The following is a 15,223-nucleotide window of genomic DNA, read 5'->3' as shown; positions in this document are numbered from 1 at the left end:
TCATAAGGCTTCCTGTTTATGGCCGATCAAGGTCAACACGGCGTCGGCCGCCTGGTTCGAGGCGTCACGGCGTAACGTGCGGTGAATATCGTCGAAACCACGGGTCTGCTCTTCGCCGCCGTCGATCAAGGGTAGTAGGGTTTGCGCAAGCGCGTCGGGCGTTGCATCGTCCTGCAACAACTCCGGCACCAGCAGGCGCTGGGCCAACAGGTTGGGCAAGGAAATGTAAGGGCTCTTGACCATGCGCTTGAGAATCCAGAAGGTCAGTGGCGCCAGGCGATAGGCCACGACCATCGGCCGCTTGTACAGCAAGGCCTCAAGCGTGGCGGTGCCCGAGGCGATCAACACCGCATCGCAGGCTGCCAGGGCCAGGTGGGACTGGCCATCGAGCAGCGTCAACGGCAGGCTGCGACCTTCCAGCAGGGTTTCGATCTGGGCACGGCGTTGTGGGCTGGCACAGGGCAGTACAAAGCGGATCCCCGGCTTTTGCGCCTGGAGACGTTCGGCGGCATCAAAAAACAGCGCTCCCAAACGTCCTACCTCGCCGCCACGGCTCCCTGGCATCAACGCAACCAAGGGGCCATCGCGCAAGCCCAGCTCGGCACGCGCAGCCGCACGATCAGCTTGCAAGGGAATGGCGTCAGCCAGGGTGTGGCCGACAAACCGCACCGGCACGCCCTTCTCTTCGTAGAACCGGGCTTCGAATGGCAGCAAGGTCAGCATCAGGTCGCAGCCTTCGCGGATTTTCAACACACGCTTCTGGCGCCACGCCCACACGGATGGGCTGACGTAGTGCACGGTCTTGATCCCGGCCTGGCGCAACTTGAGTTCGATATTGAGCGTGAAATCCGGCGCATCGATGCCGATAAAGACGTCAGGCTTTTCTTCGATCAGTGTCTTGATCAACAGCTTGCGGCGAGCCAGCAGCTCACGCAGGCGCCCCAAGACTTCCACCAGCCCCATGACCGACAGGCGCTCCATGGGGAAGTAGGAGGTGAGGCCTTCGGCCTGCATCAACGGGCCACCGACCCCGATAAATTCCACCGCCGGATGCTGGGCCTTGAGCGCCCGCATCAAGCCGGCACCCAGGATATCGCCGGAAGCTTCACCGGCCACGAGCGCAATACGCAGAGTGGCCATGATCAGCGAGTGATGCCGCGAGTCGAGGTCTGGATGGAGTCACGGAACACCGCGACTTCCGAGAACTGCGTGGCAGGCTCGGCCAACTCGGCCAAGGCCTGTTCCACGGTCAACCCTTGGCGGTAAACCGTCTTGTAGGCACGGCGCAGGGCGTGGATGGCGTCTTCGCTGAAACCGCGACGACGCATGCCCTCGAAGTTCATGCTACGGGCTTCGGCAGGGTTGCCGAACACCGTCACGAACGCCGGGACATCCTTGCCGATGGCGGTGCCCATGCCGGAAAAGCTGTGGGCGCCGATGTGGCAGTATTGATGCACCAGGGTAAAACCGGAGAGGATCGCCCAGTCATCAACGTGCACATGGCCTGCCAACGCAGTGTTGTTGACCAGAATACAATGGTTGCCGATCACGCTGTCATGGCCGATGTGCGCATAGGCCATGACCAGATTGTGATCACCCAAGGTGGTTTCGGCGCGATCCTGCACGGTGCCGCGGTGAATGGTGACGCCTTCACGAATGATGTTGTGGTCACCGATGACCAGGCGTGTTTCTTCACCCTTGTACTTCATGTCCGGGGTGTCTTCGCCTACCGAGGAAAACTGGTAGATACGATTGTGTTTGCCAATTCGGGTGGGACCCTTGAGGATCACGTGCGGCCCGATGACAGTCCCCTCGCCGATTTCCACACCTGCGCCGACGATCGACCAAGGGCCGACCTCAACGTCGGCGGCCAGTACGGCCGACGGATCGATGATTGCGCGAGGGTCAATCAAACTCATAGTTTGCGTTCCGCACAGATGATCTCGGCAGAGCACACCGGCTTGCCATCTACCGAGGCCTGGCATTCAAACTTCCAGATCTGGCGTTTGCAACTGATGAACTTGGCTTCCAGGATCAACTGGTCACCCGGGGTGACCGGGTTGCGAAAACGCAGTTTGTCGGAACCCACGAAATAGTAAAGCGTGCCGTCGGCAGGCTTGAGGTCGAGCATTTTGAAACCAAGGATACCGGCAGCCTGGGCCATGGCTTCGATGATCAACACACCTGGCATGATTGGATGCGCAGGAAAGTGACCATTGAAGAATGGTTCGTTGATGCTGACATTCTTGTAGGCACGAATGCGCTTTTCCTCGACGTTGAGGTCCACTACGCGGTCCACCAGCAGGAACGGGTAACGGTGAGGCAGGTATTCGCGAATCTCGTTGATGTCCATCATTTCGGGGGGAAGCCTGTAATAAAGATTGGGGGCGGGCGCACTAGGCGCACGCCCCGCTAGCAAATCAAGGAGGCCGTCTAGCGGCCGCGCACACTTGATATGGAAATGGTATCAGCCTTCTGATGAAGCATTACCGCCAGGGGTCACGTCCCCGACACGCTTTTCAAGCTGTTTGATACGTCGTGCCATGTCGTCGATCTTCCTCAAACGCGCGGCACTCTTGCGCCATTCGGCCGCAGGTTGCATCGCGGTACCGGATGAATAGGCCCCTGGCTCTGTGATCGAGTGGGTCACCATGGTCATGCCGGTGATGAAGACGTTGTCGCAAATGTCGATATGCCCCACCAGCCCTACGCCACCGGCGAGCATGCAATGCTTGCCGATCTTGGTGCTGCCGGAAATACCTACGCAGGCGGCCATGGCGGTGTGATCGCCAATCTGTACGTTGTGGGCGATCTGGATCTGGTTATCGAGCTTTACACCGTTACCGATCACAGTATCGGCCAGGGCCCCGCGATCCACGGCGGTGTTCACGCCGATCTCCACATCATCGCCGATCAATACGCCACCGACCTGGGCAATCTTGTGCCAGACACCTTTGGAGTTGGCAAAGCCAAAGCCTTCGCCGCCGATAACAGCACCGGACTGTATGACCACACGTTGACCAATACGCACATCGTGGTAGAGCGTCACGCGGGGGGCTAGCCAACCATCGGCACCAATTTCACAGCGTGCACCGATAAAGCAGTGGGCACCCACGGTGACACCAGCACCAATACGCGCCCCGCTCTCGATCACGGCAAACGCACCGATGCTGGCGGCAGGGTCAACCTGGGCATCCTCGGCGATCACGGCAGACGGGTGAATACCGCCAGCCGCCTTCGGCTTGGGATCGAACAGGTGCGACGCCTTGGCGTACGACAGGTACGGGTCGGCCACCACCAGCGCATCCCCGGTAAACCCTTCGGCGTCAGCGGCCTTCAGCAACACGGCTGCGGCCTGGCAGTCGACCAGGTATTTACGGTATTGAGGATTTGCGAGGAAGCTCAACTGAGCTGGGCCAGCCTCCTGCAAGGTGGCTAGCCCAGTGATTTCTTTCTCCTTGGAGCCACGTAAGGTGGCCCCCAGGAACTCGGCCAACTCGCCGAGCTTGATAGTCGCTGTCATGGTTTACTTCAGCTGGTTCATGCGCTCGATCACCTGGCGGGTGATGTCGTATTGAGGCTTGACGTCGATCACGGCGCCACGCTCGAACACCAGGTCAAAGGCACCCTTCTTGATGACTTCTTCCACAGCGCTGTCCAATTTAGGCTTGAGCTGCTTGAGCATTTCGCGGTCGGCCACAGCCTTGGCTTCGTTCAGCTCCTTGGATTGGAACTGGTAGTCACGGGCCTTTTGCTTGAATTCAAGCTCCAGACGCTCGCGCTCGCCTTGCTGCATTTTGTCGCCACCGGCTACCAGGCGGTCCTGGATACCCTTGGCGCTGCTTTCCAGCGTCTTGAGTTTGGTCAGTTGCGGACCGAATTTCTTCTCGGCATCCACGGCATATCGCTTGGCCGCATCGGATTCCAGCAGGGCCATCTGATAGTTCAGGACCGCGATTTTCATTTCGGCGAAGGCCGGGGTGGTGACCAGCACAGTGGCCAGCAAGACCAATTGAGTCAACTTACGCACGATGTACTCCTACAGAATCCGTTGTCGTTATCTTAGGTCAGACGCTTAGAACGTCTGGCCGAGGGAGAATTGGAAAATCTGGGTTTCAGCGTTATCCGGTTTCTTGATCGGCATGGCCAGAGCAAAGCTCAACGGGCCCAGCGCAGTCACCCAGGTCACACCCACGCCCACGGAGCTCGCCAAGTTGCTGAGGCTTACGTCGTTGCACTGAGTGTTGGACTTCAAGCCACTTGGGTTCTTGATCTGTTCGCACTTGGAGTCGAACACGTTACCCACGTCCCAGAAGACCGAAGTACGCAGGGAACGCTGGTCCTTGACGAACGGCAGCGGGAACAGAATCTCCGCACCACCCTGGATCAACACGTTACCACCGAATGGCAGCGGGTCGTTGTCCGAGTCAGCGACAGTGCCCTGGTTACCAGTCCGGTCAACACCGCGGCTTGGCGTACCACGCGGACCCAAGGTGCTGTCCTTGAAACCACGTACCGAATTGAAACCACCTGCATAGTAGTTTTCATAGAACGGCAAGCCATCGGTCGAACCATAACCGTCGCCATAGCCCAGCTCTGTGTGCAGGCGCATGGTGTAGTTATCGCTCAACGGCTGGAACAACTGGCCACGGTAGTCGAGCTTGAAGAACGACAGGTCGCTGCCCGGCGTGGTGACTTCCGCAGTCAGGCTCTGGGAGTGGCCGCGGGTTGCCAGTACGCCTTTGTTCAGGGTCGACTCGGACCAACCGGCAGACGCCTTGAAGTTCAGGAACTTGTCGCCTTCACGACGGGTGAAGTCGAAGATTTCGTCCACGGTGTACACACCGGTCTTGATCTCATCCTGCTGGGCGGTAAGGCCAAAGGTCAGGCGCGAGGTTTCGCTGATCGGGTAACCCACGTTGACACCAGCACCCAGGCTGTCGATCGCATAGCTTGCAACGTCAACATCGAGGTCTTTGTAGTCGGTGGTGCGGTAGAAGGCGTTGTAGCCCAGGCTCACACCGTCTGCGGTCCAGTAGGGGTCGGTGTAGCCGAAGTTGTATCGGCTCTGGTATTCGCTGCGGGTCAGGCCGATGGACACACGGTTACCGGTACCCAGGAAGTTGTTCTGCGTGATGGAACCACCCAGGATCAAACCGGCGCTCTGGGCGAAACCGACACTGGCAGTGATCGAACCCGAGGCTTGTTCTTCAACGGCGTAGTTCACGTCAACCTGGTCATCCACACCCGGTACGGCCGGGGTTTCGACGTTGACTTCCTTGAAGAAGCCCAGGCGCTCAAGACGGGTCTTGGATTGGTCGATCAGGTAGGTCGAAGCCCAGCCACCTTCCATCTGACGCATTTCACGACGCAGCACTTCGTCCGCAGACTTGGTGTTGCCTCGGAAGTTGATGCGGTTGACGTAGGCACGCTTGCCCGGATCGACGACGAAGGTGATGTCCACGGTGTGGTCTTCATCATTCGGGGTCGGCACGCCGTTGACGTTGGCGAAGGTATAGCCTTCGTTACCCAGGCGGCGGGTGATCAGCTCAGAGGTAGTGGTCATCAGCTTGCGCGAGAACACCTGGTCCTTCTGCACCAGCAACAGGGACTTGACCTGGTCTTCAGGCACTTTCAGGTCACCGCTGAGCTTGACGTCACGAACCTTGTACTTCTCACCTTCGTTGACGTTGACGGTAATGTAGACATGCTTCTTGTCCGGGGTGATGGACACCTGGGTCGAAGCGATGTCCATGTTGATGTAGCCACGGTCCAGGTAGTAGGAGCGCAGGCGTTCCAGGTCACCGGAGAGTTTTTCACGGGCGTACTTGTCATCGTTCTTGAAGAACGACAACCAGTTGGTGGTCTTGAGTTCGAACAGGTCGACCAGGTCTTCATCAGGGAACTTGGTGTTGCCCACGACGTTGATGTGCTGGATGGCGGCCACGGTGCCTTCGTTGATGTTGACCTTCAGGCCCACACGGTTACGAGGCTGGGGGATCACTTCGGTTTCCACGGTCGCGGAGTAGCGGCCCTGGGCAACGTACTGGCGTTGCAACTCGTTACGCACGCCCTCAAGGGTTGCGCGCTGGAAGATCTCGCCCTCGGCCAGGCCCGATTGCTTCAGGCCCTTCATCAGGTCTTCAGTGGAGATGGCCTTGTTACCTTCGATCGCGATACTCGCGACGGAAGGTCGCTCGACGACCGTGATGACCAGGACGTTACCTTCGCGACCCAGTTGAATATCTTGAAAGAACCCCGTTTTGAACAGCGCACGAGTGGATTCCACCAGGCGACGATCATCCGCCTGTTCCCCGACGTTCAACGGCAAGGCACCAAAGACGCTACCCGCGGAAACCCGCTGGAGGCCGTTGACGCGAATATCGGAGATGGTGAAGGACTCGGCGTGAACTTCGGCGATCATCAATACGGTGAGAACCGCAGTTAGCAGCAGACGTTTCATGAAGTCCTTTCTTATTCCAACTGGCAATAAACAAACTGCCGCAAAATGCGGCAGATTCGCAATTCAGCGAAGCGTTACAGACGTCCCAGATCGTTGACCAGGGCTAACAACATCACCCCGACCACCAAACTGATACCAATCTGTATCCCCCAACCCTGCACCCGATCCGACAAGGGGCGACCACGCACCCACTCGACCAGATAAAACAGCAGATGCCCCCCATCCAATACTGGAATGGGCAGCAAATTCAGAACCCCAAGGCTAATACTCAGATAAGCCAGGAAATTCAGGAAATCCGCGACACCCGACTGGGCAGAAGCGCCCGCCACTTTAGCAATGGTTATCGGTCCACTCAAGTTTTTTACCGAGAGCTCACCGAACAACATTTTCTTGAGGGATTCGAGGGTCAGCACGCTCATGGTCCAGGTGCGTTTCGCACCCTCGCCAATCGCGGCCAAAGGCCCGAAACTGACCTCTCGCACCATCGATGGCGGCCATTCGACACCTTTGACCCCGGCACCCAGGTATCCGCCGGCCGCCTTGGCTTCCCCTCGCACCGACAAGGTCACGGGGACGTCGATTTGAGCACCCTCGCGCTCAACCTTCAGCACAATTTTGGTATCAGGGCGCACACGCACCAGGTCGACCACCTGCTGCCAGTCACCCAGCGCCTGACCATCAAGGGCCAACAGGCGATCACCGGTTTTCAGGCCAGCAGCCTGGGCCGGCCCCTTTGGATCGAGTTCGGCCAGCACCGGCGGCAAGGCCGGACGCCAAGGGCGGATCCCCAGGGATTTGATCGGATCGGGCTCATCGGCGCCCTTGAGCCAATGGTCCAGCGCCAATGCCCGCGGGGTTTCGGCGCTGGAGTCCTGATCACGCACCACCACATTGACGGTGCCGCTTTCACCCAGGCGACGCACCAACTGCAAATTGACCGCGCCCCACCCTGTGGTGGGTTCGCCATCAATCGATACAATTTCCTGCCCTGCCGTCAGGCCCGCCTTGGCCGCGATGCTGTCGGCTTCGACCGCGCCAATGACCGGGCGCACCTGCTGGCTGCCCAGCATGGCCAAAACCCAGAAGAACACCATCGCCAACAGGAAGTTGGCAATCGGCCCCGCCGCGACAATCGCGATACGCTGACGAACGGTCTTGCGATTGAAGGATTGGTCCAATTGGTCTGCAGGCACTTCGCCTTCCCGCTCATCGAGCATCTTGACGTAGCCGCCCAACGGGATAGCAGCAATGACAAACTCAGTGCCGCGGCGATCATGCCAGCGCAACAACGGCATGCCGAAACCGACGGAAAAGCGCAATACCTTGACGCCGCAACGACGCGCCACCCAGAAGTGGCCGAATTCGTGGAAGGTCACCAACACACCCAGAGCAACCAGGGTGCCGACAATCATGTAGAGCGCACTCATCTAATTTCTCCGCATTTCAATCCAATGCCTGAAGACTCAAACCTGCCCACGGCCTAACCCGCATTGCGATCCAACCATTGCCCAGCCAGGGCTCGGGCCTTGGTGTCAGCCTCGAACACCGCCTCCAGGTCATTCACTGCCACTACCGGCTCACGCGCCAGGACGTCCTCGATGATACTCGCGATCTGCGGAAAGCGGATGCGCCGTTCAAGAAACGCCGCCACGGCCACTTCGTTGGCCGCGTTAAGCATCGCCGGGGCACTGTTACCCGCCTCGGCCGCTTGCCGCGCCAGGCGCAAACAAGGGAAACGCTGCTCGTCCGGAGCTTCGAAGTCCAGGCGCGCAATTGCAAACAGGTCCAACGGTGCTACGCCGGAATCAATCCGCTCAGGCCACGCCAAGGCGTTGGCGATCGGTGTGCGCATGTCCGGGTTACCCAACTGCGCCAACACCGAGCCATCCACATAATCGACCAGGGAATGGATCACACTTTGTGGATGAATGACCACCTCAACCTGGTCAGGCCGCGCATCGAACAGCCAGCATGCCTCGATCAACTCCAGGCCCTTGTTCATCATGCTCGCCGAATCCACGGAGATTTTGCGCCCCATGGACCAGTTCGGGTGAGCGCATGCCTGATCGGGAGACACATGGTCCAGCTCGGCCGACGGAGTCTGGCGGAATGGGCCACCCGATGCCGTCAGCAAAATCCGGCGCACGCCGACCTGGCTCAAGCCGCGGGCAAAATCACCGGGCATGCACTGGAAGATGGCGTTGTGCTCGCTGTCCAGAGGCAGCAGCACCGCGCCGCTCTTACGCACCGCTTGCATAAAGAGTGCGCCGGACATGACCAACGCTTCTTTGTTGGCCAGCAGGATTTTCTTGCCAGCATCGACTGCCGCCAAGGTCGGGCGCAAACCGGCTGCACCGACAATCGCCGCCACGACGGTATCCACGTCCGCATCGGCCGAGACCTGGCACAACCCTGCCTCGCCGACCAATACCTGAGTAGCCAGCCCGGCAGCCCGCAGATCCTCCTGCAGATTACGAGCCGCAGCCGCCTCAGGCACCACGGCAAAGCGCGGCGAGTGACGCACGCACAAGGCCAGCAACTCGCGCAAACGCGTGAAGCCGGTCAGGGCGAAAACTTGATAGCGATCGGGGTGACGCGCTATGACGTCAAGGGTACTGAGCCCGACCGAGCCGGTCGCGCCCAGCACCGTAACCTGCTGCAGGCGGCTCACGAAGCGATCATCCACAACAGCACGGCAAAAATAGGCAGCGCAGCGGTGAGGCTGTCGATACGGTCAAGCACACCGCCATGGCCTGGCAGCAGGTTACTGCTGTCCTTGATGCCCGCCTGGCGTTTGAACATGCTCTCGGTAAGGTCGCCCACCACCGAGATGAAGACGACAATAGCCGTCCCCAGCAAGGCCAGAAGCACTTCTTTTACCGACCATTCACGCACCACACCGACCACCAGGGTGATCAGCAGCGTCAAGGCCAGGCCGCCGTATACGCCTTCCCAGCTCTTGCCGGGGCTGACGGCCGGGGCCAGCTTGCGTTTGCCAAAGGCTCTACCCGAGAAGTAGGCACCAATATCAGCACCCCATACCAACACCATTACAGCCAGGATCAATTCGTTGCCCAGCGGGTAACGCTTGATTTCCACCAGCCCTTGCCAGGCCGGCAACAGGATCGCCAGGCCGATCACCAGCTTGCAGGCCACGCTGGACCATTGGCCACTGGTGCGTGGATAGGTGAGTACCAGGAACGTCGCCAACGCCCACCACAACACTGCTGCTCCCAGCACCCAGGGCGCGATGTCCGGCAGGATGTACATGAAGAACAACAACAGCGCGACCACGGCGGCGTAGGCCACACGCGGCAACTGGTTGACGAAACCTGCCAGGCGCGCCCATTCCCACGCCCCAAGGGTCACGACCAAGCCGATGAACAGCGCAAAGCCGGAACCGTCGAGCAGGAAAAAACCGCACAAGGCAATCGGCAGCAGGATCAGCGCCGTGATGATTCGTTGTTTAAGCATTTAAACCCGGGCCCCAGCTTCGATCTGCTCGCTCGTTTTACCGAAACGACGCTGACGGGAAGCGAAATCGGCCAGTGCATTACGCATGGCATCGTGTTTGAAGTCCGGCCAGAACAGGTCGGAGAAGTACAGCTCGGTGTAGGCCAGCTGCCACAGCAGGAAATTGCTGATGCGATGCTCGCCACCGGTACGAATGCACAAGTCCGGCAACGGTAGGTCGCCGGTCACCAGGCAGGTTTGCAACAGTTCGGGCGTGATGTCGTCCGGGCGCAGATGGCCGGCCTGCACTTCGCGGGCCAGCCGCTGTGCAGCCTGGGCGATATCCCACTGGCCACCGTAGTTGGCTGCGATCTGCAGTACAAAACGGTTACTGCCGGCAGTGATGGCCTCGGCTTCGCGCATGGCCGTTTGCAGCTCCGGATGGAACCGCGAACGATCACCAATGATGCGCAGACTGATGTTGTTGTCATTGAGGCGCTTGGCCTCACGACGCAAGGCCTTGAAGAACAGGTCCATCAAGGCGCTGACCTCATCGGCGGGCCGCTGCCAGTTCTCACTGGAGAACGCGAACAAGGTCAGCACTTCGACCTTGGCCTCGGCGCACACTTCAATCACCGCCCTTACCGCGTCAACACCCGCTTTATGCCCGGCAACACCCGGCATAAAGCGTTTTTTCGCCCAGCGATTATTCCCATCCATGATGATCGCGACATGGCGCGGCACCACGGAGGGCACAGTCTGCTTGGTCTTTTCCATGAAGGCGTCCTGACCCCTTATACGGCCATCAGGTCCTTTTCTTTTTCTTCGGTCGCCTTGGTAATCTGGGCTTCGGCGTCCTTGGTCAGCTTGTCGATATCAGCGACGGCACGGCGCTCTTCGTCTTCGCTGATTTCCTTATCCTTGACCAGTTTCTTCAGGTCGCCCAGCGCATCGCGGCGGATGTTACGCACGGCAACGCGCGCATCTTCAGCAGCACTGCGCGCCTGCTTGGTGAAGCCCTTTCGGGTTTCTTCGGTCAGGGCTGGCATGGAGATCAGTAGCAACTCGCCCAGGTTGGTCGGGTTGAGGTTCAGGCCGGCACTCTGGATAGCCTTGTCGACAGCCGCGAGCATGTTGCGCTCGAAGGCCACAACTTGCAGGGTGCGCGAATCCTTCACGGTCACGTTGGCTACACCGCTCAGCGGGGTGTCGGAACCGTAGTAAGGCACCATCACGCTGCCCAGGATGCTTGGGTGCGCCTTGCCAGTACGGATCTGGCCAAAGGCATGGCTCAAGGATTCCAGGGATTTCTGCATACGCGCCTGGGCGTCTTTCTTGATTTCGTTGATCATTGTTGGCCTTCCTCGATCAGAGTCCCTTCTGCGCCGCCGTGTACGATATTCAGCAGGGCGCCGGGCTTGTTCATGTTAAATACGCGCAGCGGCATCTTGTGGTCGCGGCACAGGCAGATAGCGGTCAGGTCCATGACACCCAGCTTGCGATCCAGTACTTCATCGTAGGTCAGATGATCGAACTTCTCGGCATGCGGGTCTTTGAATGGGTCTGCAGTGTAAACGCCATCCACCTTGGTCGCCTTCAACACCACGTCGGCATCGATTTCGATAGCACGCAGGCATGCGGCCGAGTCGGTGGTGAAGAACGGGTTACCTGTGCCAGCGGCAAAGATCACCACTTCCTTGGAGTTCAGGTGGCGCATGGCTTTGCGGCGATCATAATGATCTGTCACGCCAACCATGGAAATAGCCGACATCACGATGGCCGAGATATTGGCGCGCTCCAGGGCGTCGCGCATGGCCAGGGCGTTCATCACAGTGGCCAGCATGCCCATGTGGTCGCCGGTAACCCGGTCCATACCGGCAGCACTGAGTGCCGCACCGCGGAACAGGTTGCCACCACCAATCACCAGGCCGACCTGCACACCGATACCGACCAATTGGCCGACTTCCAGCGCCATGCGGTCAAGCACCTTGGGGTCGATCCCGAACTCTTCCGAGCCCATCAGGGCCTCGCCGCTGAGCTTGAGTAGAATGCGTTTATAGCGAGCCTGATAACCACTGCCCTGCTGAGCCATTGCGAATCTCTCCTGCGGCGTATTTTTAAAAAATTCTTGGCGAGCCGTTTACGGCTTGCGTTCACTCTAGCTGGACGCTGTCACAGCGCCATCGGAACACGGCTTTGTAAGCCAGTTCCGAGAGGAAACCAAATAAAATTGGCCTTCCCATTTGAAAAGAGGCTGCGCGCGTGAGCGGGCAGCCTCTTTCGGCGACAGTTTGGAACTGTCTTATTGCTTGGCGGCAGCCAGCTGGGCAGCAACTTCTTCAGCGAAGTTGTCGACCGGCTTCTCGATGCCTTCGCCTACTTTGAAGTAAGTGAAGGAAACGATTTCAGCACCGGCCTTCTTGGCCAGTTCGCCAACCTTGATTTCAGGGTTCTTGACGAACGCCTGCTCAACCAGGCTTGCTTCAGCCAGGAACTTGCTGATACGGCCTTTGATCATGTTTTCAACGATGTTCTCTGGCTTGCCGGCGATCTTGTCGGCGTTGAGGCTCAGGAACACAGCTTTTTCACGTTCGATTGCGTCGGCAGACACTTCCGAAGGCAGCAGGAACTCAGGGTTGCTTGCAGCAACGTGCATTGCGATGTCTTTAGCCAGCTCAACGTCGCCGCCTTTCAGAACAACTGCAACACCGATCTTGTTACCGTGCAGGTAACCACCAACCACATCACCCTCAACGCGAACCAGGCGACGGATGTTGACGTTTTCGCCAACCTTGCCGACCAGTACCAGGCGATCAGCTTCTTGAGCTTCGATCAGCGGAGCGGCGTCAGTCATTTTCTCGGCGAACGCTTTTTCAACGCTGGCAGCCACGAATGCCTTGAAGTCGTCCTGCAGAGCCAGGAAGTCGGTCTGGGAGTTCACTTCCAGCAGAACGGCGGACTTGCCGTCTTCTTTCAGAGCGATAGCGCCTTCAGCAGCCACGTTGCCTGCTTTCTTGGCAGCCTTGATGGCGCCGGAAGCACGCATGTCATCAATGGCTTTTTCGATGTCGCCGCCGGCCTTGGTCAAGGCCTTTTTGCAATCCATCATGCCTTCGCCAGTACGCTCACGCAGTTCTTTAACCAACGCTGCAGTAATCTCTGCCATTTCAAAATCCTCTTGGATAGGTTTTCAACCATTCCACCCGATCAAACGGGCGATCAATTCTTCCCGAATCTCCGTTGTAGGCCGCTGCACGTTACAAATAATGTAGCTGCGCTGCCGACAAATGGTTTTCGAGGTGGCAAAAAGGGGGCCAAGCCCCCTTTTTGCTTACTGAGTCAACGCCAGGGCGTCAGTTACTCAGCGGCAGCTACCGGAGCTTCTTCAACGAACTGCTCGGTACCGCCAGCAACGTGGTTGCGGCCACGGATTACAGCGTCAGCCATCGAACCCATGTACAGCTGGATAGCGCGGATTGCGTCATCGTTGCCTGGGATGATGTAGTCAACGCCTTCCGGGCTGCTGTTGGTATCGACTACGCCGATAACCGGGATGCCCAGCTTGTTGGCTTCGGTGATCGCGATGCGCTCGTGATCAACGTCGATCACGAACAGTGCGTCAGGCAGACCGCCCATGTCCTTGATACCACCCAGGGAACGATCGAGCTTTTCCAGATCACGGGAGCGCATCAGCGCTTCTTTCTTGGTCAGCTTGGCGAAAGTACCGTCTTCGGCTTGTACTTCAAGGTCACGCAGACGCTTGATGGAAGCACGGATGGTTTTGAAGTTGGTCAGCATGCCGCCCAACCAGCGGTGATCGACGTACGGAGAACCGCAACGTGCTGCTTCTTCAGCAACGATCTTGCCAGCGGAACGCTTGGTGCCGACGAACAGGATCTTGTTTTTGCCCTGGGCCAGACGCTCTACGAAAGTCAGCGCTTCGTTGAACATTGGCAGGGTTTTTTCAAGGTTGATAATGTGAATCTTGTTACGCGCGCCGAAAATGTACTTACCCATTTTCGGGTTCCAGTAACGGGTCTGGTGACCGAAGTGCACACCGGCCTTCAGCATATCGCGCATGTTGACTTGGGACATGATAGTTCCTTAATAAGTCGGGTTTGGCCTCCACGTATCCCAATGACCAACCAGCGGCATCAAGGCCTCCGGCACCCAGGTCATCGTGTCGACACGTGTGTGGATTTAAGCTTTGCGGGGTATCCCCGGAAAGCGGCGCATTTTATACCACAGCATCGGCAAAAACGAAACCCGCAATCACATTTGCCGGTCGCCGCCTTTGCGTAAGCCCTTGAATACAGCCAACATGCCTCTACCTCATAGAGAGAAGCGATCACCAGACGCGCATGATTTGCCAGCATCGTCTGTTAGAATCGCGTTTTTTGGGAATTGCGCGAATGTTGTAACCCTTTGTCGCGCCCCCCGTGAACCGTATTGATTTCAGCGCGTCGCGCTAGAGAGAGCCTGTATGACCGTTACCTTGAAAACCGCCGAAGACATCGCAGGCATGCGCGTTGCCGGCAAACTGGCTGCCGACGTGCTGGAAATGATCGCCGAACACGTCAAGCCCGGCGTCACCACCGAAGCGCTGGACCGTATCTGCCACGACTATATAGTCGACGTGCAAAAAGCCATCCCTGCCCCGCTGAATTACAAAGGTTTCCCCAAGTCGATCTGCACCTCGATCAACCACGTGGTCTGCCACGGCATTCCGGGCGACAAACCACTGAAAGACGGCGACACCCTGAACATCGACATCACGGTGATCAAGGATGGTTACCACGGCGATACCAGCCGCATGTTCCACGTCGGTAACGTGCCGGTGTGGGCCGAGCGCCTGTCCCAGGTCACCCAGGAATGCATGTACAAGGCCATCGAGATCGTCAAACCCGGCTGCCGCTTGGGTGACATTGGCGAAGTGATCCAGAAGCACGCGGAAAAGAACGGCTTCTCGGTGGTGCGCGAATTCTGCGGCCATGGTATCGGCAAAGTGTTCCACGAAGAGCCGCAGATTCTGCACTACGGCCGTGCGGGCACCGGCATGGAACTCAAGGCCGGCATGACCTTCACCATCGAACCGATGATCAACCAGGGCAAGGCCGACACCAAGGTGTTGGGCGACGGTTGGACCGCCATCACCAAGGACCGCAAGCTCTCGGCCCAGTGGGAACACACCCTGCTGGTCACCGACACCGGTTATGAAATCTTCACCCTGCGCGCCGACGACACCATCCCACGCGTTTCGGCCTGAAGGCTGCCCAGGTTTTCCCACAGCGTGTTGTGACTGACTGA

General features: G+C 58.5%; 15 protein-coding genes. 1 reads left to right on the top strand and 14 read right to left on the bottom strand.

Annotated elements, in window-relative coordinates:
* The 14 genes from lpxB to rpsB form a co-directional block, all read right to left on the bottom strand.
* Nucleotides 1-1,140, bottom strand: a complete 1,140-nt coding sequence (gene lpxB / locus BOP96_RS21420) for a lipid-A-disaccharide synthase (protein ID WP_019817858.1) — start codon at nt 1,138-1,140, stop codon at nt 1-3.
* Nucleotides 1,141-1,142: 2 nt separating this feature from the next.
* Nucleotides 1,143-1,919, bottom strand: coding sequence for an acyl-ACP--UDP-N-acetylglucosamine O-acyltransferase (lpxA, locus tag BOP96_RS21415; protein WP_014717236.1), 777 nt, complete (start codon nt 1,917-1,919; stop codon nt 1,143-1,145).
* Complete coding sequence (gene fabZ / locus BOP96_RS21410; RefSeq protein ID WP_003172281.1) at nt 1,916-2,356, bottom strand: 3-hydroxyacyl-ACP dehydratase FabZ; 441 nt, start codon at nt 2,354-2,356, stop codon at nt 1,916-1,918. The genes lpxA and fabZ overlap by 4 nt, the downstream gene beginning before the upstream one ends.
* A 111-nt stretch (nt 2,357-2,467) precedes the next feature.
* Nucleotides 2,468-3,523, bottom strand: coding sequence for a UDP-3-O-(3-hydroxymyristoyl)glucosamine N-acyltransferase (gene lpxD / locus BOP96_RS21405; RefSeq protein ID WP_014717235.1), 1,056 nt, complete (start codon nt 3,521-3,523; stop codon nt 2,468-2,470).
* 3 nt (nt 3,524-3,526) lie between these two features.
* Nucleotides 3,527-4,030 (bottom strand): OmpH family outer membrane protein, encoded by a 504-nt coding sequence (locus tag BOP96_RS21400; RefSeq protein ID WP_003189173.1) that lies wholly within the window; start codon nt 4,028-4,030, stop codon nt 3,527-3,529.
* Nucleotides 4,031-4,075: 45 nt separating this feature from the next.
* Nucleotides 4,076-6,463, bottom strand: a complete 2,388-nt coding sequence (bamA, locus tag BOP96_RS21395; protein WP_014717234.1) for an outer membrane protein assembly factor BamA — start codon at nt 6,461-6,463, stop codon at nt 4,076-4,078.
* 74 nt (nt 6,464-6,537) lie between these two features.
* Entirely contained in the window at nt 6,538-7,890 is a 1,353-nt protein-coding gene (gene rseP, locus BOP96_RS21390) for a sigma E protease regulator RseP (protein WP_014717233.1), read from the bottom strand.
* Nucleotides 7,891-7,943: 53 nt separating this feature from the next.
* Nucleotides 7,944-9,134, bottom strand: coding sequence for a 1-deoxy-D-xylulose-5-phosphate reductoisomerase (ispC, locus tag BOP96_RS21385; RefSeq protein ID WP_019817859.1), 1,191 nt, complete (start codon nt 9,132-9,134; stop codon nt 7,944-7,946).
* Nucleotides 9,131-9,937, bottom strand: coding sequence for a phosphatidate cytidylyltransferase (locus BOP96_RS21380; protein ID WP_020300964.1), 807 nt, complete (start codon nt 9,935-9,937; stop codon nt 9,131-9,133). The genes ispC and BOP96_RS21380 overlap by 4 nt, the downstream gene beginning before the upstream one ends.
* Nucleotides 9,938-10,693: a polyprenyl diphosphate synthase gene (gene uppS, locus BOP96_RS21375; protein WP_003189167.1), complete on the bottom strand. Its 756-nt coding sequence runs from the start codon at nt 10,691-10,693 to the stop codon at nt 9,938-9,940.
* Between the two features lie 17 nt (nt 10,694-10,710).
* On the bottom strand, nt 10,711-11,268 hold the full coding sequence (frr, locus tag BOP96_RS21370; RefSeq protein ID WP_003189163.1) for a ribosome recycling factor: 558 nt from the start codon (nt 11,266-11,268) through the stop codon (nt 10,711-10,713).
* Nucleotides 11,265-12,008, bottom strand: a complete 744-nt coding sequence (gene pyrH / locus BOP96_RS21365) for a UMP kinase (protein WP_003189161.1) — start codon at nt 12,006-12,008, stop codon at nt 11,265-11,267. The genes frr and pyrH overlap by 4 nt, the downstream gene beginning before the upstream one ends.
* A 210-nt stretch (nt 12,009-12,218) precedes the next feature.
* Nucleotides 12,219-13,082, bottom strand: coding sequence for a translation elongation factor Ts (gene tsf / locus BOP96_RS21360; RefSeq protein ID WP_003189160.1), 864 nt, complete (start codon nt 13,080-13,082; stop codon nt 12,219-12,221).
* Nucleotides 13,083-13,273: 191 nt separating this feature from the next.
* Complete coding sequence (rpsB, locus tag BOP96_RS21355; RefSeq protein ID WP_003189158.1) at nt 13,274-14,011, bottom strand: 30S ribosomal protein S2; 738 nt, start codon at nt 14,009-14,011, stop codon at nt 13,274-13,276.
* 388 nt (nt 14,012-14,399) lie between these two features.
* Between rpsB and map the strand changes: the two genes are divergently transcribed.
* Nucleotides 14,400-15,182 (top strand): type I methionyl aminopeptidase, encoded by a 783-nt coding sequence (gene map / locus BOP96_RS21350; protein ID WP_073453972.1) that lies wholly within the window; start codon nt 14,400-14,402, stop codon nt 15,180-15,182.
* Nucleotides 15,183-15,223 lie beyond the last annotated feature (41 nt).

The organism is Pseudomonas sp. FSL W5-0203 (genome assembly GCF_001896155.1).
Classification (GTDB): domain Bacteria; phylum Pseudomonadota; class Gammaproteobacteria; order Pseudomonadales; family Pseudomonadaceae; genus Aquipseudomonas; species Aquipseudomonas paracarnis.
This window is presented reverse-complemented; position numbering and strand designations above follow the sequence as displayed.